Origin of the sequence: Aeromonas sp. ASNIH1 (assembly GCF_002934285.1) — a bacterium.
Classification (GTDB): domain Bacteria; phylum Pseudomonadota; class Gammaproteobacteria; order Enterobacterales; family Aeromonadaceae; genus Aeromonas; species Aeromonas caviae.
Genome location: NZ_CP026228.1, coordinates 3,322,299 through 3,345,095, shown reverse-complemented (window position 1 = coordinate 3,345,095; position 22,797 = coordinate 3,322,299). Strand labels below are relative to the sequence as shown.

The window sequence follows — 22,797 nt, the reverse complement described above, 5'->3', positions numbered from 1 at the left end:
GCTAAAAATGCTGCCAGTCGGTGACGGCCTGGCAAGGCTACGGCATGTCGGAAACAGCCATTTCGGGCAGGGAGGAGAACAAAGAGTGCCGGATGGGGGTGCCCATGGGGCAAGGTGATGAAGGCGATGGCGTGAATTCCTCGCAGGCGCCTAGCGTCGGTGCAAACCTGGCGCCCGAGTGCGGGGGCAACATCAGGGGTCAAAGAAGGTGTGTCAGCGCCAGGAACTGGCCTCTTAGGCGCCGCAAGGGAGACGCCGCAGGCCGGGAGGGGGCAGGAAAAAAAGCGGCCGCCCCGAGGCGGCCTGATGCCTGTGCGGGGAAGCTCAGCAGATATGGCAGGCGATCTGATGCTGGGACATCAGTCGCATCAGTTTTTCCGGTGGCTCCTGATCCGTGAACAGGGCGTGGATCTGGTTGAGGTTGCCGAGGTTGACCATGGCGTTGCGGCCAAACTTGGTATGGTCGGCGGCCAGGAACACCTGGCGGGAGTGGGCGATGATGGCCTGGGCGATCTTCACCTCGTGATAGTCGAAATCGAGCAGGGAGCCGTCGCTGTCGATGCCCGAGATGCCGATGACGCCGTAGTCCATGCGAAACTGGCCGATGAAGTCGCGGGTCGCCTCCCCGACAATGCCGCCATCCCGGTTGCGGATCTCGCCGCCGGCGATGATGACGGTGAAGTCATCCTTGGCGGTCAGGATGCTGGCGACGTTCAGGTTGTTGGTGACCACGCGCAGCTCCCGGTGGTCGAGCAGGGCCCGGGCGATGGCCTCGGTGGTGGTGCCGATGTCGATAAAGAGCGACGAGCCGTCGGGGATGTTGGCGGCCACTTCCCGGGCGATGCGCTCCTTCTCCTTGAGCTGCATCACCTTGCGGGCGCTGTAGGCGGTGTTGACGGTGCTCGAATGCAGTGAGGCCCCGCCGTGATGGCGCCGGATCTTGTTCTGTTCGGCGAGATCGTTGAGATCCCGGCGAATGGTCTGGGGGCTGACGTCAAAATGGGTCACCAGATCGTCGGTCGAGACGAAACCCTGCCGGGTCAGGACGTCCAGGATCTCCAGATGTCGTTGGGTTTGCTTCACGCTTGCACTCCGCAGATGAGACGAAAAAAGGCCCCGGCAGGTGCGGGGCCTTTGGCAGTGTACCTGATCCCTTTTCCAATCGATAAGGGCAGGATCACGTTTTATGCCTTATGGGCAGCCGCCTTGGCGGCAATCGACTCGTTCTCGTGCTTGAGGGTCATGGCCAGCAGGATGATGGAGAGCACGCAGGAGACGGTGAGCACCATGAAGCCGCCGTCCCAGCCGAAGTGGTCAACGGTGTAGCCCAGCATGGCGTTGGCCGCCACGGCGCCACCCAGATAACCGAACAGGCCGGTGAAGCCCGCCGCGGTACCGGCCGCCTTCTTGGGCGCCAGCTCCAGGGCGTAGAGGCCGATCAGCATGACGGGGCCATAGATGAGGAAGCCGATGGCGACCAGGGCCATCATGTCGATGGTCGGGTTCCCCGCCGGGTTGAACCAGTAGACCAGCACGGAGAGGGTCACCAGCACCATGAACAGGATGCCTGCCGGGGCGCGGCGGCCCTTGAACATCTTGTCGGAGATCCAGCCGCACAGCAGGGTGCCCGGGATCCCCGCCCACTCATAGAGGAAGTAGGCCCAGGAGGAGTGATCCACGCTGAAGTCCTTGGCCTCTTTCAGATAGGTGGGCGCCCAGTCCAGCACGCCGTAACGGATGAGGTAGACGAAAGCGTTGGCGATGGCGATGTACCAGAGCAGCTTGTTGTGCAGCACGTACTTCATGAAGATCTCCTTGGCGGAGAACTCCTGCTCGTGGCTTTCGTTGTAATCCTTCGGGTAGTCGTTCTTGTACTCCTCAATGGGGGGAAGACCGACCGATTGCGGGGTATCGCGCATCACGAAGAAGGCGATCACCGCGATGGCCGCCGCCGCCGCCGCAGGCACATAGAAGGCGCTGCGCCAGTCGTTGAACCAGCCCATGCCGAGGATGAACAGGGGGCCTATCATGCCGCCGCCCACGTTGTGGGCCACGTTCCAGACCGAGACGATCTCGCCCCGCTCCTTCTGTGACCACCAGTGCACCATGGTACGGCCACAGGGAGGCCAGCCCATGCCCTGTGCCCAGCCGTTCAGGAACAGGAGCACGAACATGATGCCAATGCTGGAGGTAGCCCAGTGCATGGTCCCCATCATGAACATGATGCCTGCCGAGAGCAGCAGACCGGCGGAGAGGAAGTAGCGCGCGTTGGATCTGTCCGACACGTTCCCCATCAGGAATTTGGAGAGACCGTAAGCGATGGAGACGCCGGACAGCGCCAGACCCAGATCCCCACGGGAGAAGCCCTGCTCGATGAGGTAGGGCATCGCCAGACTGAAGTTTTTCCGTACCAGGTAGTAACCCGCATACCCGAAGAAAATCCCGAAGAACACCTGCCAACGCATGCGTTTGTAGAAGGGATCCACCTTGTCGGCCGGCAGCCGGTCGATATGGGGTGCAGGCCTGAAGAGACTAAGCATGTTCTGCTTCCTTTTATTGTTGTTCTGGGCGGTTGAGGACGCCCCGCTCATGCCGGCGATCAGACGCGTCTTGATTCGCAAGCGAGCCTATTGTGCTCATTTGTGAACATTTAATCTGTGATGAGCGCTAAATTATTGCAGTTTTATTACAAAAATTGTGACGCAGTGAGTGAACGCGCATCCAGGGTCAGCCCACGCATGGCGTGGCTTTTGGCTACTCACTAAGGAGTAATATGGCCCACAACTGTTGCTTTTCGTCACATTTTCTTAGCAATGAATGGGATCTTGCCCACATTTCCGGTGGCGGGGGTATGGTGAATTGACGCAGAAGGTTTATTTTCTCTCTCGTCCAAGAACGAGCGCAAACGAGCATAACGTTTGCGCAAGCTCAAAAAACAAGAAGAAACGTTTTCGGGCGCAATGAATGGGAATGAAAGATAACAAAACGGAACATCAAACCTACTGTGGGTGGATATAAGGAATAACAACTATGAGCATACAAAGACCCAATACCCTGCTTGGCGAGTGCCTCGCCGAGTTTATCGGCACCGGCCTGCTGATCTTCTTCGGCGTCGGCTGTGTGGCCGCCCTGGTGCTGGCTGGCGCCAACTTCGGGCAATGGGAAATCTCCATTACCTGGGGCCTGGGTGTCGCCATCGCCATCTATGTCACCGGTGGCATCTCCGGTGCCCACCTCAACCCTGCCGTGACCCTGGCGCTGATGACCTTCTGCGGCTTTGACAAGCGCAAGGTGGTGCCCTTCATCATCGCCCAGATAGCCGGGGCATTCGCCTCCGCCGCCCTGGTCTACGCCCTCTACAGCAACCTGTTCACCCAGTGGGAGCTGACCCACAACGTGGTGCGCGGCAGCGTCGAGAGCCTCGGCACCGCAGGCATCTTCTCCACCTACCCCAATGCCCTGCTCTCCAACATGCAGGCTTTCGCGGTCGAGATGGTGATCACCGCCGTCCTGATGCTGGGCATCATGGCACTGGGTGACAACAACAACGGCGCCCCCAAAGGCTTCGCCGCCGCCCTGCTCATCGGCATCCTGATCGCGGTGATCGGCGCCTCCCTCGGCCCCTTGACCGGCTTTGCCATGAACCCGGCCCGTGATTTCGGCCCCAAACTGTTCGCCTTCGTGGCTGGCTGGGGTGACGTGGCCCTGACCGGTGGTCGTGACAACCCCTACTTCTGGGTCCCCATCCTTGGCCCCATCGTCGGCGCCCAGATCGGTACCGCCCTGTATGTGAAAGTGCTGGCTCCCTGCGTCCCGGGCAACCGCGTCGCCACCGAAGAAGCCTCCAAGCTGTCTAACAAAGAAGAGGCCGCCGCCTGAGAGCGGCCCTCCCCAACGTGTAACAACGTGGAAAATAAAAACGTGGAGAACATCATGTCTGCTGAAAAGAAATTTGTCGTTGCGCTGGACCAGGGCACCACCTCCTCCCGTGCCATTGTCTTCGATCAGGACGCCAACATCGTCGCGACCTCCCAGCGCGAATTCACCCAGCACTACCCGAAAGCGGGCTGGGTCGAGCACGACCCCATGGAGATCTGGGCAACCCAGTCCTCCGTCTTCACCGAAGTGCTGGCCAAGAGCGGCCTGCACAGCGAGCAGATCGCCGCCATCGGCATCACCAACCAGCGTGAAACCACCGTCGTCTGGGAAAAGGCCACCGGCAAGCCCATCTACAACGCCATCGTCTGGCAGTGCCGCCGCACCGCCGCCATCTGTGAAGAGCTCAAGGCCCGCGGCCTTGAAGAGTACGTGCGCGAAAACACCGGCCTGGTGCTGGATGCCTACTTCTCCGGTACCAAGGTGAAGTGGATCCTGGACAACGTGGAAGGGGCCCGGGAGAAGGCAATGAACGGCGAGCTGCTGTTCGGCACCATCGACACCTGGCTGGTGTGGAAGATGACCAACGGCGAGGTGCACGTCACCGACCCGACCAACGCCTCGCGCACCATGCTCTACAACATCCGCGACCTGAAGTGGGATGAGCGCATGCTGGACGAGCTGGGCATCCCCGCCTCCATGCTGCCGCAAGTCAAACCCTCCTCCGAGGTCTATGGCTACACCACCCGTGGCGGCGGCGCCCGCATCCCCATCGCCGGTATCGCCGGTGACCAGCAGTCCGCCCTGTTCGGCCAGCTCTGCTTCGAAAAAGGGATGGCCAAGAACACCTACGGTACCGGCTGCTTCATGCTGATGAACACCGGCAACGAGCCGGTTCGCTCCAGCAACGGCCTGCTGACCACGGTCGCCATCGGCCCGAAAGGGGAAGTGAATTATGCCCTCGAGGGTGCGGTATTTATGGGCGGCGCCACCATCCAGTGGCTGCGCGATGAGCTCAAGATCATCCACGATGCCCGCGATACCGACTACTTCGCGAGCAAGGTAGGCGACACCAACGGCGTCTACCTGGTACCGGCCTTCGTGGGCCTGGGCGCCCCCTACTGGGATCCGTATGCTCGCGGCACCATGGTCGGCCTGACCCGTGGCGCCAACCGCAACCACATCATCCGTGCGGCGCTCGAATCCATCGCCTACCAGAGCCGCGACGTACTGGATGCCATGCAGCAGGACTCCGGCATCAAGCTGGCAGCCCTGAAGGTGGACGGCGGCGCCGTGGCCAACGACTTCCTGATGCAGTTCCAGGCCGACATGATGCACACCCCTGTGGTGCGTCCGACCCGCATCGAGACCACCGCCATGGGCGCCGCCTTCCTGGCCGGCCTCGCCGTGGGCTTCTGGAAGAGCTCCGACGAGCTGGAAGACAAGTTCAGCGTGGACCGCGAGTTCATTCCGCAGATGGACCGTGACGATCGCGCCAAGCGCTACAGCGGCTGGAAGAAGGCGGTGGAACGTTCACGCCGCTGGGCCGAAGAGGAGTGATGGGGTAACCGACGCGTCCTTGAGATGAAAAAAGCAAAGAGGCCGACAGCAATGTCGGCCTCTTTTTATTGGCGAGCACGACTGTTCTGACCGCCCCCGACCCCAACCCTTCCCTTGCCAAGGGGTGGAAGAAAATGACCCCTCCCCCTCGTGGAGGGGGTTGGAACTGTCGACATGCCCTCTACAACGCCTCAGCACCGAGCTGCTCTTTCAGGAAATCGAGCCAGACCCGCAGCCGGATGTCCCGCTGGGCATCGGAGTAGAAGACGGCATGGATGGGGCGCGAGGCGCCGCTGTTGCTGCGGGCCAGCACCTCCACCAGCGCCCCGCTCGCCCTGTCATCCCCCGTCATGAAGTCCGACAGGCAGACGATCCCCTGCCCCGCCAGCGCCAGCTGACGCAAGGTTTCCCCGCTGCTGGCCCGCAGGGTCGGGGTGATGGCGAACCTGTCCCCCTGCTCCTCGCTCAATAGGGGCCAATGATTGAGGTGATCGGGGTGCAAAAAACCGAGCAGCTCGTGGCCCGCCAGCAAGTCAGCCGGCTGGCGCGGGGTACCGCGTGCCTTCAGATAGTCGGGGGAGGCCAGCAGCCGCAGCCGCGAGCGGCCAAGGGGCAGGGCCCGCAGGGAGGAGTCCGTCAGCTCGCCGATGCGAATGGCCATGTCCACCCGCCGCTCCATCAGGTTGATGAAGCCCTCGGAGCTGTGCAGTTGCAGCTCGATGGCGGGGTAGCGGCGGCGAAACTCGCCGATGATGGGCACCAATCTATGCAGGATGAAGGGGGTGGCGGCGTCCACCCGCAATATGCCCTCCGGCTGCTCCCGGCGCATCAGCAGCAACCCTTCCGCCTCGCTCATCTCGGTCAGGATCTTCACCGCCCGCTGATAGAACCAGCTCCCCTCCTCGGTCAGGCTGACCCGGCGGGTGGTGCGGTTGAGGAGCACGGTGGCGAGCTTCTCTTCGAGGCGCTTGATGCCGCGGCTCACCACGGAATTGTCCATGCCGAGATTCTCCGCCGCCTGGCGAAAGCTGCCCGCCTCCACCACCGCCACAAACAGGGTCAATTCATCGGAATGGGTCTTCATTGTTGTCATCCTGGCAAGAGTAATGGGTCTTTATAGGTGCAATGGCCGGGAGTTGGCAAGACAGGCGTCGCTTCGTATCGTGACGCACCACCTGTTTTATCTGCGCCCTTGCCAGTACAATGCCGCCAACCGGCACCGTATGGCGCCACACCATGACAGGGACGATGATATGACATTCGACAACAGGCTGGCCGCCGCCCATCGGGAGCTGGCCAAGAAGGGCGTGCAAACGCTCAACTACAACCCGCCGATCATCTGGCTGCTGCGAAAGGCGGGGTTCACCATCAGGCCGCCCCACTACGAACGCTTTATGATCAACGTTCTTGCCCTGGGACTCCCCATCGGCGCTATCTGGGGGGTGTTGATGTGGTGCCTCGGCTGGCAGGATGAGGTGAGCCCGGGGTTTGCCCTGCGCCAGAGCCTGCTGTTTGGCATCGGGCTCGGTCTGCTGATGGGGACCTGGTTCTGGTTTCGGCGCAAGCAGCTCAAGCTGACCCCCTGGGACGCCTTGCCCCACTCCACGAGCCCCACGCAAAAGCGCTGGCAACCGAAATAACCACCGATATCGACAAGGAGCGCCTTATGACCAGGGCCCATGAAAAACTGAACTATGTGGAGTTTGCGGCCAGGGATCTTGCCGCCACCAAGGCCTTCTTCACCGCCGCCTTTGGCTGGCAGTTTGCCGACTACGGCCCCGATTATTGCGCCTTCGAGGGAGAAGGGCTGGATGGCGGCTTCTACCGCGCCGAACTGTGCAGCCAGAGTGCTCAGGGCGGGGCGCTCCTGGTGTTCTACAGCGCCGATATCGAGGCGACCCAGAGCAAGGTAGCCGGCGCAGGGGGCACCATAGTGCGCCCCCTGTTCGATTTTCCCGGTGGCCGCCGTTTCCACTTTGTGGAACCCAGCGGCAACGAGTTTGCGGTCTGGTCCGAACCGGCGGCCTGATGGCGAGGGGGGGCGAGAAACAATTCAGCCCCACCCCCATATACCAAGCCAGCCGTTGTCCCTAGGGAAGGTGCGAATAAGCGGGGAAATTCTTCTCGGCTGACTCAGTCATTTCATTTTTTCAGTTTGAGCCGATCTTTTCTCCCGTAAATGCCTTGAATCAGCCTATTTAGACCGTTTCTTCGCCATTTAAGGCGTTATTCCCAGTTTTTAGTGAGATCTCTCCCACTGACGTATCATTTGGTCCGCCCGAAACAGGTTGGCCAGCGTGAATAACATCGCCAGTTGGTTATCGTTTTTCAGCAACCCCTTGTATCTGGCTTTCACGAAGCCGAACTGTCGCTTGATGATGCGAAACGGGTGCTCCACCTTGGCCCGGATGCTGGCTTTCATGTATTCGATGTTGATGGCCGTTTTGTTCTTGCGTGGATGCTGTTTCAAGGTTCTTACCTTGCCGGGGCGCTCGGCGATCAGCCAGTCCACATCCACCTCGGCCAGCTCCTCGCGCTGTGGCGCCCCTTGGTAGCCGGCATCGGCTGAGACAAATTGCTCCTCTCCATGCAGCAGATTACCCAGCTGATTGAGGTCATGCTCGTTGGCCGCGGTGGTGACTAGGCTGTGGGTCAGGCCACTCTTGGCATCGACACCAATGTGGGCCTTCATGCCAAAGTGCCACTGATTGCCTTTCTTGGTCTGATGCATCTGCGGATCGCGTTGCTGCTCTTTGTTCTTGGTCGAGCTGGGTGCCTCAATGATGGTGGCATCGACCAAGGTGCCTTGAGTCATCATGACGCCTGCTTCGGCCAGCCAGCGATTGATGGTCTTGAACAATTGGCGGGCCAGTTGATGCTGCTCCAGCAGGTGGCGGAAATTCATGATGGTGGTGCGGTCCGGCAAGGCGCTATCCAGGGATAACCGGGCAAACAGACGCATGGAGGCGATTTCGTACAGAGCATCTTCCATCGCGCCATCGCTCAGGTTGTACCAATGCTGCATGCAGTGAATGCGTAGCATGGTTTCCAGCGGATAAGGTCGCCGGCCATTACCAGCCTTGGGATAAAACGGCTCGATGACTTCCACCATGTTTTGCCATGGCAGAATCTGCTCCATGCGGGACAAGAAAATCTCTTTTCTGGTCTGACGGCGCTTACTGCTGAATTCACTGTCGGCGAAGGTGAGCTGATGACTCATGATGAACCCTTTTTCATGGCTCCAGATGACAAACATGATCTCATATCAGGGACTTGTTCGCACCTTCCCTAGCTATCACCTGACACCGCCCTTTGTCGGTGGCATTTATGTGCCCCATTGCTGCTCTTATCTCAATAGTGTTTTGCTACTGCTGCCCTGTTTCCCCCAGTCTGTGGCGGGCATACTGACCGCCGATATTGCAAGGAGGTTCAGATGCCATCCCCCCTGATTGTGATTGCCCAGCTTGACGCCAAACCCGAATTCGCCGCCCAGTTTCGCGCCGCCCTCGAGCCGCTGATCGCCGCTACCCTGCAAGAGCCGGGGTGCCTTCGCTACCAGTTGCACCAGAGCCTGGAGAGCCCCCACAGCTGGATACTGTACGAGGAGTGGGAGAGTGAAGCCGCCCTGCTCGCCCACCAGCAGCAGCCCCACTACATCGCCTTTGCCAGCCTCGCCTCCCCCTGGTTTGCCAACCGGGTCGTGAGCCGCTACCGGCGCGCCTGACTGCCTCCGCCCTCGGCGCAGGCAAAGCCCATCATTTGAGCGTAGAAACACTAACCTGAGGAATTTGATGATGAAGATGCCCAACCTGGGTCTTGGAACCTTCCGCCTGAAAGATCAGCCCCTTCGCGACTCCCTGCTCCAGGGGCTGGAACTTGGCTACCGCCATATCGACACCGCCCAGATCTATGACAACGAGGCCGACGTCGGCCAGTTGATGAGCGAAAGCGGTGTTCCCCGCCAGGATATCTACCTGACCACCAAGGTGTGGACCAGCGAGTTCGGTCCGGGCAAGGTGATCCCGAGCCTGGAAGTGAGCCTGGAAAAACTCGGCACCGACTATCTGGATCTGGCGCTCATTCACTGGCCCTCCCCCCAGGATGAGGTGCCGATGGCGGTCTATCTGGAGCAGTTGGCCGAGGCCAAAGCCCGGGGCCTGACCCGGGAGATCGGGGTCTCCAACTTCACCGTGGCCCAGCTTAAACAGGCCATCGAGATTTTGGGGCCGGGCGCCATCGCCCACCAGCAGGTGGAGATCCACCCCCTGCTGCAAAACCGCAAGGTGGTGGAGTTCTGCAAAGCCCACGGTATCGCCATCACCGCCTACATGCCGCTTGCCTATGGCAAGGTGCTCGCCGAGCCGCTGCTGATGGAGATCGGCCAGCGCCACGGCGTCTCGGCGGCCCAGGTGTCGCTGGCCTGGCTGCTGGCCCAGGGCATGACGGTGATCCCGAGCTCTACCAAACGGGAGAATCTGGCCGCCAACCTGGCTGCGCTGAAGGTGCAACTCAGTCGCGATGAGATGGCCGCCATCGCCACCCTGGATCGGGGTGAGCGCTGCGCCAACCCGGACTTTGCGCCGAATTGGGACTGATCCCCCTCATCCCCAGCCCTTCTCCCGCAAGGGGAGAAGGGAGCAAAGAAAACCCGACACCGTCGACGAGAACACCAGCGGGAGGCCCAGTGCCTCCCGTTTTTTTGTCTCAATACCGGGCGCGACTGCCACCTTCCCTTGCCCTTTCCTCTTTGTGCCCCTGCCTTTTTGTCCCCAGCTTCCTCTATACGCCTTGCCTCTACAGGCTTTGCCTCTGCATTCACTTGTGCTGCATGGCCGTGTGTGTCTTCGCGGCCTCGACCACTCCCAATACCCCATTTCACGACCCCATTGCTGCTGATTTGGCAAAAGTAATTTGACGTTGCCGTCATTTTTACCAACAAACACCCTCGGCATACTGGCGCCATTCTCCCGTCGGGAGTCCCAATCCAAGGAGTTGTTATGCCACTGGCGTTATTTGCCCTCACCTTAAGTGCCTTTGCCATAGGCACCACCGAATTCGTGATCGTGGGGCTCATCCCCACCATCGCCGAGCAGCTCAATGTCTCGCTCCCCTCGGCGGGCCTGCTGGTCAGCCTCTATGCCCTTGGGGTGGCCATCGGCGCCCCCGTGCTCACGGCGCTCACCGGCAAGCTGCCGCGCAAGTGGCTGCTGGTGGGGCTGATGGCCCTCTTCACCGTCGGCAACCTGCTGGCCTGGCAGGCCCCCGGGTACGAGAGCCTGATTGTGGCCCGCATCCTCACCGGGCTGGCCCACGGGGTCTTCTTCTCGGTAGGCAGCACCATCGCCACGGGTCTCGTGGCCAAAGAGAAGGCGGCCAGCGCCATCGCCATCATGTTCAGCGGCCTCACGGTCGCCCTGGTGACCGGCGTCCCGCTTGGCACCTGGATTGGTCAGGTCTTTGGCTGGCGCGAGACCTTCCTGGTGGTGAGCCTGCTCGGCCTCGTCGCCATGGTGGGCAGCCTGCTGCTGGTACCGGGGAACCTGCCGAAGGGGGCCGCCTCCAGCGTTCGCGAGCAGCTCTCGGTGCTCACCAGGAAGCCCTTGCTGCTGGTCTACGCCAAGACGGCGCTCGGTTACGGCGGTGCCTTCACGGCGTTTACCTTCCTCGCCCCCATCCTGCAACAGGTGAGCGGCTTTGGCGCCAGTGCGGTGAGCCTGATCCTGCTGGTGTACGGGGTATCGGTGGCGGTCGGCAATATCTGGGGCGGCAAGCTCGCCGACCGGATGGGCCCATTGCCTGCGCTCAAGCTGCTGTTCGCCGGGCTCGCCGTGGTGCTGCTGGTGCTCACCTTCACCGCGCCGCACCCGGTGCTGGCGGTACTGACCGTGCTGGTGTGGGGCGCCTTCGCCTTTGGCAACGTGCCGGGTCTGCAGGTACTGGTGGTGAAACAGGCCGAGCGCCACACCCCCAATGCCGTGGATGTGGCCTCCGGCCTCAACATCGCCGCCTTCAACGTCGGCATTGCGCTGGGCTCCGTGGTCGGCGGTTTCGTAGTGGAGCACCTCGGCCTGATGCACACCCCCTGGATTGGCGCCCTCATCGTGCTGCTGGCCTACGGCCTCACCCATGTCAGCGAAGCGGGCGAGCGCCGCGCCGCCCTTGCCTGACCCCGGGCAAGCAAAAGGCCGACATCCTGTGTCGGCCTTTTTTCATGGGCAAGATGCGAGGCTCAGGGCTCCTTGAGATCCTCATCGGCAGCCCAGCGCGCCTCCAGCCAGAGCAGATTGACCAGCCCGCAGAGCAGGGCAAACCCCAGCCCCAGCAACCAGGTGAAATACCACATATCGCGTTGATCCTTATGTTGAAGCGGATTAGTAGAGGCTGTGGCCGTGCTGGCGCACCTGCTCGGCGCTGACCCTGCCGCGCACCACCCGGTAGACCCAGAGGGTGTAGCCGATGTTGACCGGCATCAGTACTCCGACGATCCCCAGCATGATAAGCAGGGTGCGCTCGCTGGAGGTGCTGTCCCACAGGGTCAGGCTGCTGGCCGGATCCAGGGACGAGGGCAGCACGAAGGGGAAGAGCGCGATGGCCACGGTCAGCATCATGGCGGCGCAGGCACCGCCGCTGGCCACGAGCGCCAGCCCGGACTTGCCGAGGCGGCTTGCCAGCGCGCACACCAGGGGCAGCAGGAGCCCGAGCACAGGCACGGCCCAGAGCACCGGATGGGCGACAAAGTTGCCAAGCCAGCCCGCCGGCACCGCCACCACCTCTTTCATCAGCGGAGTGAGGGCGCCGTTGAGATCGCCGATGGCCGTGATGCGATACCCCGCCATCTCCCCAAGCCAGACGCCGCCAAGGGCAAAGAGGACGCTCGCCAGGGGGCCGAGCCAGAGGGCGAGGCGGGCGCTGCGCGCCGCTATGGCCCCCTGGGTTTTGCACTGCAGGAAGCTGGCACCGTGCAGCAAGAGCAGCGCCAGCGCCGTCCCCATGGCGGTCAACAGCAGCGGCCAGTGGAACGCAAAGGCGCCATAGTGGATGCGAAGGGCCGCATCGAAGCGAAACGGCAGCCCTTGCAGCACCAGGCCAAGGGTGGCACCAAACACCAGGGTCGGCAGCAGACCGCCCACCACCAAGGCGCGGTCCCACCAGCGGCGCCAGACCGGGTCCGGCAGCTTGCTGCGATAGTCAAAGCCCACCGGGCGCAGGAAGAGGCCGAACAGCAGGAACATGAAGGGCACGTAAAGCGCCGAGAAGGCGGCGGCATAGACCAGGGGCCAGGCGGCAAACAGGGTGCCGGCACCGGCGATGAGCCACACCTGGTTGCCCTCCCACACCGGCCCCACGCTGTTGAGCAGCACCCGCCGCTCGTCATCCGTCTTGCCGACCACGGGCAGCAGCATGCCGACCCCGAGATCGAAGCCATCCATCACCACGAAGCCGACCAGCAGGAAGAGCACCAGCCCCCACCAGATCACTTTCAGGGTTTCGTAATCCATCAGGCAGGACTCCCGTTTTGCAACACTTCACCTTGATAACGACCCGTCTGCAGGCTGGCAGGCCCTTTGCGGATCACATGACGCAACAAGAACAACTCCACCACCAGCAGACTGCTGTAGATGAGGAAGATGGCGATGAGGCTGAACCAGAGCTGCCCCGGTTGCAGCAGGGAGACGGAGGCCGACACCGGCAGCACGTCGCTGATGGTCCAGGGCTGGCGACCGAACTCCGCCACGAACCAGCCCGCCTCAATGGCAATCCAGGGCAGCGGAATAGACCAGAGCAGGGCCCTGAGCAGCCGCGGGGATTGCACCAGCCTGCCCCGGCACAGTTGCAGGAAGGCGGCGGCAAAGAGCGCCAGCAGCGCCACGCCGATGCCCACCATCAGGCGAAAGCTCCAGAACAGCGGCGCCACCTGGGGGATGGAGTCCTCCACCGCCTTGGCGATGGCCCCCTCGTCCGCCTTGCCAATCTCCTTGGCATAGGGGGTGAGCAAGAGGCCGTAGCCCAGATCGCTGCGGTGGCGCTCGAAGGTGGCGCGGGCCGCCTGGTTGCTGCCATCTGCCCGCATCGCTTCGAGCGCCTCGTGGGCCAGCATGCCGCTGCGAATGCGCGCCTCGTGCTGCGCTTTCAGATCTTTGAGCCCCGTCACCTGTTCATCCAGGGAGCGGGTGGCGATGATGCCCATCAGATAGGGTATCTTGATGGCCGCGTGGGTGGTCTCGGCACGCTGATCCGGCAGGCCGAACAGGGTGAAAGAAGCCGGGGCGGGCTCCGTCTCCCACTCCGCCTCGATGGCGGCGAGCTTGACCTTCTGCACCTCCCCCGAGCGATAGCCCGACTCGTCCCCGAGCACGATGACCGAGAGGATGGCCGCGAGGCCAAAGCCCGAGGCGATGGCAAAGGATCGCAGGGCGAAGCGCACCTCCATGCCGCGCAGCAGATACCAGCTGCTCACCCCCATCACGAACAGGGAGGCCGCCACATAGCCTGCCGCCACCGTGTGGACGAACTTGACCTGGGCCACCGGGTTGAAGATGACCGCGGCCACGTCCACCAGCTCCATGCGCATGGTCATGGGGTTGAACTCGGCACCGACCGGGTTTTGCATCCAGCCGTTGGCGATGAGGATCCAGAGGGCGGAGAGGTTGGAGCCGAGCGCCACCAGCATGGTCACCAGCAGGTGCTGACCGCGGGAGAGCTTGTCCCAGCCGAAGAAGAAGAGGCCCACCAATGTGGACTCGAGGAAGAAGGCCATCAGCCCCTCCACCGCCAGCGGCGTGCCGAAGATATCGCCGACATAGTGGGAGTAATAGGCCCAGTTGGTCCCGAACTGGAACTCCAGGGTGATCCCGGTGGTCACCCCCATCACGAAGTTGATGCCAAACAGCTTGCCCCAGAAGCGGGTGATGTCCTTGTAAATCACCTTGCCGGTCATCACGTAGGCCGACTCGGCGATCACCAGGATCCAGGACAGCCCCAGGGTGAGGGGCACAAACAGAAAGTGGAACATCGCCGTCGCCCCGAACTGTATTCGGGAGAGGCTGACCACATCATCCAGGCTTATCATGCATGACTCTCTATGTTGCATTTAACGGACAGGTTTTCGCCCGCCAAGTACACCATGGTCCATGACACCTATAACAGATGCAGTTATAGTGAAAAACACCTATAACAGTTTGGGCCCACCATGTCCCGCTACGGCCAGTTGGCAGACCAGCTGCAACAGCAGATCACGAGCGGCCTCTGGCAGCCGGGGGAGCGCATCCCCTCCATCCGCCAGAGCTGCAAGACCCACGGCCTCAGCCCCATGACGGTGCTCCAGGCCTATCAGTTGCTCGAAAGCCGGGGCCTCATCCTGGCGCGGCCCCAGTCCGGCTACTACGTCAAGGCCGCAAGCACGGCCCGGCGGGAGAGCCAGCCCCAGCAGGCCCGCTACAGCGGCTCGGTGGACATCAACGATCTGGTGTTCGAGGTGCTGCAGGCGAGCAAGTCACGGGAGCTGGTGCCCCTTGGCATGGCGGTGGCGGACCCGACCCTCTTCCCCCACCCCCAGCTCGGTCGGGCCCTCGGCAGTTGCATGCGCCGCCTCGATCCCTTCAGCACGGTTGCAGATCTGCCCCCCGGCAACGAGGCACTGCGCCGCGCCATCGCCCGGCGCTACGCCGGCGAGGGGATGGCGGTGGATCCCCAGCAGATCATCATCACCACGGGGGCCATGGAGGCGCTCTCCCTCAGCCTTCAGGTGCTGACCGAGCCCGGCGACTGGGTGGTGGTGGAGTCCCCCACCTTCTACGGCGCCCTGCAGGCCATCGAGCGGCTCAAGCTCAAGGTGGTGGAGATCCCGGTGATCCCAGGGGTCGGCATCGATCTCGCCCTGCTGGAGGAGGCCCTCGCCCAGCGCCCCGTCAAGGCGTGCTGGCTGATGGGCAATGTGCAGCACCCCCTCGGCCACACCATGCCGGATGAGCACAAACAGGCGCTGATGGGGCTGCTCAACCGCCACCGGGTCCCCCTGGTGGAGGATGACGTCTATGCGGAGCTCTATGTCGGGCGCGAGCGGCCAAGGCCCATCACCCATTGGGATGCGCGGGGAGAGAGCCTGCTGTGCGGCTCCTGGACCAAGTGTCTGGCGCCCGGCTTTCGGGTCGGCTGGGTGGTGGCGAAACGCCACGCAGAGCGCATCCAGCGGCTGCAACTGATGTCGACCCTGTCGACCAATGTGCCCAGTCAGCTGGCGCTGGCCGACATGCTGCGCCAGGGCGGGGTCGACGCCCACTTTCGCCGCCTGCGCCACACCCTGGCCCAGCGTCAGCAGCAGATGCGGGCAGCCCTGATGCGCCTCTTCCCCGAGGCGCGTATCTCCTCCCCCGACGGGGGCTACTTTCTCTGGCTCGAATTTGACGCCCGCCTCGATGGCCGGGCGCTCTATGCCAGCGCCATCGAGCAGGGCGTCTCCATCGCCCCCGGGGCCCTCTTCTCCAGCCAGGGCCAGCACAACCACTGCCTGCGCCTCAACAGCTCCCATCCCTGGAGCCCGCAGCTGGACGCGGCGCTCAACCGGCTTGCGGACCTCATCGCCCGGCAACGGGAAACCTGGCAGAGCCCCCCTGACGCCTCACACGACAAGGGCCCGTAACGGGCCCTTTTGCAAGCGAGTGCGCCTTACCTGGCCATGGTCTGTGACTGGGCCTTGAAGCCCAATCGCTCGTAGAGGGCCCTGGCCCGCTCGTTGAAAGCCATCACCTCCAGGCGCAGCTGGCTTGCGCCCCGTGCCTTGCCCCACTGGTCACCGTGGGCGATCAGCGCCCGGCCGATACCCCGGGAGCGCTGCCCCTCATCCACCACCACGGTCGTGATGCGGCAGACGGGCAGCTTGCTGAGAAAGGGGACGCTCTCGTTGAGGTCGATGCGGGCGGTGAGAAAGCCCGCCACCTCCCCCGCCACCACCGCCACGCAGAAAAGACGCGCCTCGTCGGCAATGGCGCCGAGCAAGAAGGCCCTGTCCTCCGGGGACGGGGGGCAGAACACCTCGGGCACCTGCTCGAAGTGGAGCTGACCTATCTGCCGGTTCAGGGCCAGAATGGCGTCGATATCCTGTTCAGTTGCCTTGCGAATGTCCACCTGATGCTCCTTGCAGTGAGGGTCGCCAGCGAGGAAAGAGGCTCGGCGGTCACCCTTTGGAACCCGCATCTTATCGGCTCGTCACGGCAATCAACAGCCCCCGGCAACGACAAGGCCCCATGACGGGGCCTTGTGGACAATCCTGATGGCAATGCGGGCTCAGCCCGGCGCCCCCAGCTGGGCCACCTGGCGCTCTATGCTCCCCTTGAGGTTGTCATCCAGCTTCAAGGCCCGCGCCAGCTCGTCCAGATAGCCGCGCTCCATAAAGTGATCCACCTCGATGGTGAGCAGGGAGGCGAGGTAGACCTCGGTCGCCAGCTCCATGTCGGTCACTTCTCGCGCCAGGACATGGGGGTCAAGGGGGCGGGATAGCTCGGCGTCAATCCAGCGGGCCGCATCCCGCTCCCCCTGTTCGGTCAGGTACTCCTGGATCTTCTGGCGCTCGGCGGCATCGATGTGGCCGTCGGCCCGGGCTGCCGCCACCATGGCGCGCACCAGCAGATTGGCGCGGGCATCCAGGGCCTTGCCCTCCAGGGTGTCCAGGGGCTGGGTCGGCTGGGCCGGGGTGGACTGCTGGGTCTGCCAGTCCTGATAGAGCTTGTAGGCCAGCCCCCCGAGAGCCGCCGCGCCCCCCACCGCCGCCACCTTGGTGCCATATTTGCGCATCTTCTTGTTGCCAAGCAGCAGCGCCATGGCCCCGGCGGCCAATCCCCCCTGCGCCATGCCCTTCATCTGGGCCTTGCGCGTGTCACCACCGTCGTTGAGCCAGCCCTTGCCAGCTCCCATCAATTGCTCCAGCATCTGTTTCATGGGGCCTCCTCCCTCGCGTGATGAGTCATGCTGGGCCGCCTGCGCTGAACTCAAGGTGAATGACGGCGCAGACAAGAAGAGGCGCTGGTTGGATCAGTGTCGGCCCCGCCCACTGCTATTGTCCCCGGAGGACAGCCAAGGAGTCCCCCCTTGCCTCGACATAAGGAAGTACCATGAGCGCCCGTGAACTGACCCTGCAATTTCTCGCCGAACCCGCCGACGTCAACTTTGGCGGCAAAGTCCATGGCGGCATGGTGATGAAGTGGATTGACCAGGCCGGCTACGCCTGCGCCGCCGGCTGGTGTGGCGGCTATGCCGTCACCGTCTATGTGGGGGGCATCCGCTTCTTGCGCCCCATCCAGATAGGCCAGCTGGTGGAGGTACACGCCAAGGTGATCCACACCGGCACCACCAGCATGCACCTGGCGGTGGATGTCTACAGCCGCCACCCCACCGACCCGGAGCGGCGCAAGACCACCCACTGCATCATCATCTTCGTGGCCATGGACGAGCAGGGCAAACCCACTCCGGTGCCCCAGTGGCAGCCGGTGAGCGAGAGCGATCTGCAGTTGCAGCAGTACGCCAAAAAGCTGATGGCCCTGCGCGAGGAGCTGGACAAGGAGATGCGCCAGCACATGTGACCCGTCCAGCCCCGGGCAGCCGGGGCGTGTCTTCGCGCCGCCGGGCGCTATAATGGCGACCACCCTTGCCCTTGAGAACCCAAGATGTCCCTGGAAAATGCCCCCCCCGAGGTCCAGCTCGCGGTGGATCTGATTGAACTGCTGGAAACCAACCACATCGCCCCCGCGCTGGCCCTGGCGGCACTCGCCATCGTTCGCCGGGATTATGAGCGCAAGCTCGAGGAAGGTCGGGAGGCCTGAGCGCCCCCGCAGGAGGCACCATGTCAGCCCCCATTCGCATCGAACAAGGCCGCGCCATGCTCCTCGGGGGGCTGCGCCGTCACCACCCCTTCGAGCAGGGGGACTTCGCCGGCCAGTGGCGCGACCTCAGCGCCCTGCTTCCCCTGCCGGGGCAGCTCGGGGAGCACGCCTATGGCGTCATCTGCGCCGCCACCGACACCCACTGCGAATACCTCTGCGGGGTGGAGGTCGCCGCCCTGGAGGTGCTGCCTCCCGGGCTTGGCCGCATGCGCATCGCCCCCCAGACCTACGCCATCTTCTTGCATCAGGGGCATGTCGCGACCCTGCCGCACACCTGGCGCCAAGCCCTGGCGTGGCTCGCGCAATCGGACTATCAATCTGCCCAGCAGCCGGATTTCGAGCGCTACGGCGCCCGCTTTGACGCCGCCACCGGCAGCGGCGAAGTGGAAATCTGGCTCGCCGTGATACCAAAACAGGCCCTGGCCTGACCCCTGGCCGCCCGGGCTACCTCGGCCCCATCACCTCGTCACAGAGCGCGATCAGCGCCTCCCCCAGCCGGGCGAGGGGCTCGCTCGTGCCCGGCCCCTGGTGCAGGGCCAGCTCCACCGAGCGCACCGCAGGCCAGTGGGCCAGCACCACCTGATCCGGTTGCAGCAGGCGCGCCGGCAGCAGGCTGACCCCGATCCCCGCGCTCACCGCCCCTTGCAGGCTGGCGAGACTGCCGCTCACGTAGGCGATGCGCCAGGGGATCCCCTCGGCATCCAGGGCGTCGGTCATCTGGCGCCGGTAGAGCCCCTCGCTTGGAAACACCACCAGAGGCAGGGGGTCGCGCCCGGCGGCGGGCCACTGCCGGCTGTCAACCCAGGCCAGGGGCTCGCGCCAGCGGGCGATGGGCTCCCCCTGGCCGCGCCCCTGCTTGATGAGGGCCAGATCCAGCTCTCCCCCTTCGAATGCCTGCCACAGGGCATGGCTGAGATCGCTTTGTACCTCCAGCCGCACTTGAGGGTGCGCGCGGGCGAAGGCGGCCAGCACCGGGATCATGGCCCCCGCGGCAAAATCCTCCGGCACCCCGAGGCGCAGGGGGTGGCTCGCCTCGCTCACCCGCTCCCCCGCCCGGGCCAGCAGCCCCAGGATGCGGCGCGCCAGCCCGAGCAGGGTCTCCCCCTGGGCCGTGGTCACCACCTGGCGGCCGGATCGGTCGAGCAGGGTGCAGCCCAGCTGCTGTTCCAGGCGGCGCATCTGCTGGCTCAGGGTGGACTGGGTGAGGTGGATACGCTCGGCGGCGCGGGTAAAGCTGCCGGTTTCGACGATGGCGACGAAGCTCTGCAGCAATTGGGGGTCCAGCAGGGGGCGCTCCATGGGCAATCTCCATTTATAAAACCACTGGAAGTCATTTTATCATTTAATTTCCAAATGATGCGGCGACCCTCTAGGCTGCTGTCCTCCCCCTTTTTTGCCAGGATATGACCATGCCACCCCCTTCCCAGTCCGGTGCCCGCCTCCTCAACTCCCTCACCGCCGCCTCGGCCCCCAGCCATCAGGAGTGGCTGGAGCAGGCCCTGCACCTGGCCCTGACCCATCGCCAGCAAGGGGGACGCCCCTTCGCCGCCCTGCTGGTGAGGGAGAACCGGCTGGTGGCGAGCGCCGTCAACCGCATGCTGGAGGCGGGGGACCCCACCCGTCACGCGGAGCTGGAAGCGCTGCGGGAAGGGAGTCGCCAGGGGCCGCTGGCAGGGGCCATCGTCTATGCCAGCGGGCACCCCTGCCCCATGTGCCTGTCGGCCCTGGTGATGAACGGCATCCAGGCGGTCTACTACGCCTTTGACAACGACGATGCCGCCCCCTTCGGCTATGACAGCCGCGCGGCCTACGCGGCGCTGCGACTGCCGCTGAGTCCGCCGCCCCTGCCCCTCATCAAGCTGGCGAGCCCCATCGCGGCTGAAACCCTCTACGGTCCCCTGCCCCATGCATAAGCGCCGCCTCCCCCCGGGCAGCGGCGCCTTGCTGGTGCTGGTGATCCTCATCGCCCTCAACCTGCGCCCCTTCCTCACCGCCATCGGCCCCCTGGCCCCTCGCATCGACGCGAGGCTGGCCCTCGGGGTAGATACCCTGGCCTGGGTCACCCTGCTGCCCCTCTGGCTTATCGGGGTCGGCGTGCTGCTCACCCCGGCGCTCCTGGGTCGCACGGGCCCGCGCCCCCTGCTCGGGGTGGCCCTGCTGCTGCTCGCCCTTGGCAGCGCCCTGCGCGTTGACCTGGCGAGTGGCGCCCTGCTCATCGCCAGCGCCGCCCTGTGCGGGCTGGGCTCGGCCCTGGTGCAGGGGGTGCTGCCCGGCCTCATCAAGGAGGGGTTCGCCCAAAAGGTGCCCCTGGTGATGGGGATCTTCTCCGCCTGCATGATGGGGGGCGGGGCGCTCGGGGCCGTGCTCACCCCGCGCCTTGCCGAGTATCTGGACTGGTCTCGGGCGCTGGCGCTCTGGGGCCTGCCGGTGCTGCTGGCCCTCGGCTGGCTGGCCTGGCGGGTGCCCCTGCCTGCCCCGGCCAGCACGCCCGCCCCCACCGGGGAGCAGCGGCTGCTCCCCCTGCCCCGCACCTGGCTGCTCATCGCCTGCTTTGGCATCATCAACAGCGGCTACGGCATCGTCGTGGCCTGGCTGGCCCCGGCCTACATGGCGGCGGGCTGGAGCGCCCAGCAAGGGGGCGAGCTGGTGGCCTGGCTCGCCCTGGCCCAGACCGCGAGCGGCCTTGGCCTGCCCCTGCTGGCAGCCGGTCGGCTGGACCGCCGCCCCTGGATGGCGCTGGCCATCGCCATGCAGCTGGCGGGCTTTGGCGGCCTCTGGCTCGCTCCCCAGACCGCCCCTCTGCTCTGGTGTTTGCTGTGCGGCGCCGGGCTTGGGGGGAGCTTCTCCCTCATCATGGTGATTGCGCTGGATCACCTGCCCGACCCGCGCCGGGCGGGCGCCCTCTGCGCCCTGATGCAGGGGGTCGGCTTCATGGTGGCGGCTACCGGCCCCTGGGTGGCGGCCCGCCTGCACCATGCAAGCGGTGACTTCGCCGCCGCCTGGCAGTGGCAGCTCGGCGCCCTGGTCCTGATGAGCCTGCTGGTGGTGCGTCTCAACCCGCGCCACTACCCAGGGGCCATGGGCCTGCCCCCGGAGCAGGACATGGCTGTGCAGACGGCAGGCCACAAGCCAGCCTGATCCGGCGTGCACCGGCCTTGGGGGCCAGAAAGCACAACACCGGCCTTGGCCGGTGTTGTGTTTTCTGGGTGCGGGAAGGCCTGGTGCTCAGCGCCCCTTCTTCTGGCGCCCGCCCTGCCCTGGCCGCGGTTTGCCCGGGGCGGGTTTGCCCCCCTTGCCGGGCGCGCTTTTACCTGCTGCACCTTTGCTGGCAGCCCCTTTGCCCGCCCCGCCCTTGCCTGCGGGGCTCTTCTTCTCGAAGGCCTCGGGCCCCGGCACATTGGGCCGCCCGCCAATCTCGTGATCGTCGCTACGCCGCGGCTTCTTGCCCTGGGCCGGGGTGCCGGCCGCAGCCGCCTTGGGCTTGGCAACCTGAGCCCCCTTGGCCGGTTTCGCCTCGGAGGAGGAGTCCTCAATGAGCTTGAACAGCTCGATCAGCTCGTCGTCGGTGAGATCGCGCCACTCCCCCACCGGCAGCCCCTTGAGGCTGACGTTCATGATGCGGATGCGCTCGAGCTTGGTCACCTCGAAGCCGAAGTGCTCGCACATGCGGCGGATCTGGCGGTTGAGCCCCTGCACCAGGGTAATGCGGAACACGAACGGCGCCTCTCGCTTCACCTTGCACTTCTTGGTGACGGTGCCGAGGATGGGCACCCCGGCCCCCATGCCGCGGATGAACTCGTCGGTCACCGGCTTGTCGACGGTCACCAGGTACTCTTTCTCGTGATCGTTGCCGGCGCGCAGGATCTTGTTCACCAGATCCCCGTGGTTGGTGAGGAAGATGAGCCCCTGGGAGTCCTTGTCGAGGCGCCCTATGGGGAAGATGCGGGTGCTGTGGTTGACGAAGTCGACGATGTTGTCCTTCTCCCCCGCCTCCGTGGTGCTGACGATGCCCACCGGCTTGTTGAGGGCGATGAAGACCAGGCTGTCGGCCTCGCGCGGCTCGATCACCTGGCCGTTGACCTTGACCAGATCCCCGGCAAACACCTGATCCCCCACTCCGGCCCGCTTGCCGTTGATGAAGACGTTGCCCTGCTCGATGAAACGATCGGCCTCACGACGTGAGCAGATGCCGCTCTCGCTGATGTATTTGTTCAGGCGCATGGATTCATCGGCCAGCATGGGTCACCTCCCCGGTCGGATGGGCCTTGAGAATGGCTGGCTGGATCAGCCGCGCTGTGGTCGGGTTCGTCTGCATACAACTCCATGAAATAAGGGCCTGCGCCCTGCATGTTCGGCAAAAAACGCCGCTACAGTAGCACATTGCACGCGCACGCGCCCGGCCCCGTCGCACCCTGGCCGCTGGCTCACAGGGGGTGCAGCCCCTGATGCAGCAGCAGGCCCCCCATTATCCAGCGTGCGGTGACGC

24 protein-coding genes are annotated in these 22,797 nt (G+C 64.2%); 13 read left to right on the top strand and 11 right to left on the bottom strand.

The window, feature by feature from the left end:
• Positions 1-324 precede the first annotated feature (324 nt).
• Complete coding sequence (locus tag C2U37_RS16520; RefSeq protein WP_010674233.1) at positions 325-1,083, bottom strand: DeoR/GlpR family transcriptional regulator; 759 nt, start codon at positions 1,081-1,083, stop codon at positions 325-327.
• Positions 1,084-1,184: 101 nt separating this feature from the next.
• Positions 1,185-2,540, bottom strand: a complete 1,356-nt coding sequence (glpT, locus tag C2U37_RS16515; RefSeq protein WP_041212777.1) for a glycerol-3-phosphate transporter — start codon at positions 2,538-2,540, stop codon at positions 1,185-1,187.
• 490 nt (positions 2,541-3,030) lie between these two features.
• On the opposite strand from glpT, the gene C2U37_RS16510 reads away from it, so the two are divergent.
• Together C2U37_RS16510 and glpK are read left to right on the top strand one after the other, a co-directional pair.
• Positions 3,031-3,879, top strand: coding sequence for an MIP/aquaporin family protein (locus C2U37_RS16510; protein ID WP_042880435.1), 849 nt, complete (start codon positions 3,031-3,033; stop codon positions 3,877-3,879).
• Between the two features lie 54 nt (positions 3,880-3,933).
• Complete coding sequence (glpK, locus tag C2U37_RS16505) at positions 3,934-5,436, top strand: glycerol kinase GlpK (protein WP_104452727.1); 1,503 nt, start codon at positions 3,934-3,936, stop codon at positions 5,434-5,436.
• Positions 5,437-5,617: 181 nt separating this feature from the next.
• Here the strand turns inward: glpK and C2U37_RS16500 are convergent, their stop codons facing one another.
• A complete protein-coding gene (locus C2U37_RS16500) occupies positions 5,618-6,520 on the bottom strand; it encodes a LysR family transcriptional regulator (RefSeq protein WP_041212776.1) in 903 nt (300 codons plus the stop codon).
• 169 nt (positions 6,521-6,689) lie between these two features.
• On the opposite strand from C2U37_RS16500, the gene C2U37_RS16495 reads away from it, so the two are divergent.
• On the top strand, positions 6,690-7,076 hold the full coding sequence (locus C2U37_RS16495) for a DUF6404 family protein (protein WP_042015913.1): 387 nt from the start codon (positions 6,690-6,692) through the stop codon (positions 7,074-7,076).
• 26 nt (positions 7,077-7,102) lie between these two features.
• A complete protein-coding gene (locus C2U37_RS16490) occupies positions 7,103-7,465 on the top strand; it encodes a VOC family protein (protein ID WP_042015911.1) in 363 nt (120 codons plus the stop codon).
• A 210-nt stretch (positions 7,466-7,675) separates the two neighbouring features.
• Here the strand turns inward: C2U37_RS16490 and C2U37_RS16485 are convergent, their stop codons facing one another.
• Entirely contained in the window at positions 7,676-8,656 is a 981-nt protein-coding gene (locus C2U37_RS16485; protein ID WP_026141915.1) for an IS5-like element IS5 family transposase, read from the bottom strand.
• Between the two features lie 213 nt (positions 8,657-8,869).
• Here C2U37_RS16485 and C2U37_RS16475 point away from each other — a divergent pair, with 213 nt between their 5' ends.
• From C2U37_RS16475 to C2U37_RS16465, 3 genes are all read left to right on the top strand, one after another.
• Positions 8,870-9,160, top strand: a complete 291-nt coding sequence (locus tag C2U37_RS16475) for a putative quinol monooxygenase (protein ID WP_042015909.1) — start codon at positions 8,870-8,872, stop codon at positions 9,158-9,160.
• Between the two features lie 67 nt (positions 9,161-9,227).
• A complete protein-coding gene (gene dkgB, locus C2U37_RS16470) occupies positions 9,228-10,031 on the top strand; it encodes a 2,5-didehydrogluconate reductase DkgB (RefSeq protein WP_104452726.1) in 804 nt (267 codons plus the stop codon).
• A 402-nt stretch (positions 10,032-10,433) separates the two neighbouring features.
• Positions 10,434-11,603, top strand: a complete 1,170-nt coding sequence (locus C2U37_RS16465; protein WP_103243395.1) for an MFS transporter — start codon at positions 10,434-10,436, stop codon at positions 11,601-11,603.
• Positions 11,604-11,665: 62 nt separating this feature from the next.
• Here C2U37_RS16465 and C2U37_RS16460 read toward each other — a convergent pair whose 3' ends face one another.
• Genes C2U37_RS16460 through C2U37_RS16450 form a run of 3 tightly spaced genes read right to left on the bottom strand, consistent with a single transcriptional unit; the run spans position 11,666 to position 14,506 of the window.
• Positions 11,666-11,779 (bottom strand): CydX/CbdX family cytochrome bd oxidase small subunit, encoded by a 114-nt coding sequence (locus tag C2U37_RS16460; protein WP_010674207.1) that lies wholly within the window; start codon positions 11,777-11,779, stop codon positions 11,666-11,668.
• A 28-nt stretch (positions 11,780-11,807) separates the two neighbouring features.
• Entirely contained in the window at positions 11,808-12,935 is a 1,128-nt protein-coding gene (gene cydB / locus C2U37_RS16455; RefSeq protein WP_041215481.1) for a cytochrome d ubiquinol oxidase subunit II, read from the bottom strand.
• Positions 12,935-14,506, bottom strand: coding sequence for a cytochrome ubiquinol oxidase subunit I (locus C2U37_RS16450; RefSeq protein WP_048207353.1), 1,572 nt, complete (start codon positions 14,504-14,506; stop codon positions 12,935-12,937). Before C2U37_RS16450 ends, cydB begins: the two co-directional genes overlap by 1 nt.
• Positions 14,507-14,626: 120 nt before the next feature.
• Here C2U37_RS16450 and C2U37_RS16445 point away from each other — a divergent pair, with 120 nt between their 5' ends.
• Positions 14,627-16,075 (top strand): aminotransferase-like domain-containing protein, encoded by a 1,449-nt coding sequence (locus C2U37_RS16445; protein ID WP_104452725.1) that lies wholly within the window; start codon positions 14,627-14,629, stop codon positions 16,073-16,075.
• A 26-nt stretch (positions 16,076-16,101) separates the two neighbouring features.
• Here C2U37_RS16445 and C2U37_RS16440 read toward each other — a convergent pair whose 3' ends face one another.
• Positions 16,102-16,560, bottom strand: coding sequence for a GNAT family N-acetyltransferase (locus C2U37_RS16440; RefSeq protein WP_039038605.1), 459 nt, complete (start codon positions 16,558-16,560; stop codon positions 16,102-16,104).
• Between the two features lie 159 nt (positions 16,561-16,719).
• Complete coding sequence (locus tag C2U37_RS16435; RefSeq protein WP_042015902.1) at positions 16,720-17,370, bottom strand: tellurite resistance TerB family protein; 651 nt, start codon at positions 17,368-17,370, stop codon at positions 16,720-16,722.
• Between the two features lie 173 nt (positions 17,371-17,543).
• Between C2U37_RS16435 and C2U37_RS16430 the strand changes: the two genes are divergently transcribed.
• The 3 genes from C2U37_RS16430 to C2U37_RS16420 all read left to right on the top strand — a co-directional run bounded on the left by C2U37_RS16430 (position 17,544) and on the right by C2U37_RS16420 (position 18,739).
• Positions 17,544-18,011 (top strand): acyl-CoA thioesterase, encoded by a 468-nt coding sequence (locus C2U37_RS16430; RefSeq protein WP_041212767.1) that lies wholly within the window; start codon positions 17,544-17,546, stop codon positions 18,009-18,011.
• Positions 18,012-18,095: 84 nt separating this feature from the next.
• Positions 18,096-18,251, top strand: coding sequence for a pleiotropic regulatory protein RsmS (rsmS, locus tag C2U37_RS16425; RefSeq protein WP_010674200.1), 156 nt, complete (start codon positions 18,096-18,098; stop codon positions 18,249-18,251).
• A gap of 20 nt (positions 18,252-18,271) precedes the next feature.
• Positions 18,272-18,739, top strand: a complete 468-nt coding sequence (locus tag C2U37_RS16420; RefSeq protein WP_104452724.1) for a GyrI-like domain-containing protein — start codon at positions 18,272-18,274, stop codon at positions 18,737-18,739.
• A 16-nt stretch (positions 18,740-18,755) separates the two neighbouring features.
• Here C2U37_RS16420 and C2U37_RS16415 read toward each other — a convergent pair whose 3' ends face one another.
• Positions 18,756-19,598: a LysR family transcriptional regulator gene (locus tag C2U37_RS16415; protein ID WP_104453261.1), complete on the bottom strand. Its 843-nt coding sequence runs from the start codon at positions 19,596-19,598 to the stop codon at positions 18,756-18,758.
• A gap of 116 nt (positions 19,599-19,714) precedes the next feature.
• Here C2U37_RS16415 and C2U37_RS16410 point away from each other — a divergent pair, with 116 nt between their 5' ends.
• Both C2U37_RS16410 and C2U37_RS16405 read left to right on the top strand, forming a co-directional pair.
• The gene (locus C2U37_RS16410) at positions 19,715-20,224 is read left to right on the top strand and encodes a nucleoside deaminase (RefSeq protein WP_041215485.1); all 510 of its coding nucleotides are present in this window, start codon (positions 19,715-19,717) and stop codon (positions 20,222-20,224) included.
• Positions 20,217-21,449 carry an MFS transporter gene (locus C2U37_RS16405; protein ID WP_104452723.1) on the top strand — a complete coding sequence of 411 codons (1,233 nt, stop codon included), beginning with the start codon at positions 20,217-20,219 and terminating at the stop codon, positions 21,447-21,449. Before C2U37_RS16410 ends, C2U37_RS16405 begins: the two co-directional genes overlap by 8 nt.
• 87 nt (positions 21,450-21,536) lie before the next feature.
• Here the strand turns inward: C2U37_RS16405 and rluF are convergent, their stop codons facing one another.
• On the bottom strand, positions 21,537-22,550 hold the full coding sequence (gene rluF, locus C2U37_RS16400; RefSeq protein WP_104452722.1) for a 23S rRNA pseudouridine(2604) synthase RluF: 1,014 nt from the start codon (positions 22,548-22,550) through the stop codon (positions 21,537-21,539).
• Between the last annotated feature and the right edge of the window lie 247 nt (positions 22,551-22,797).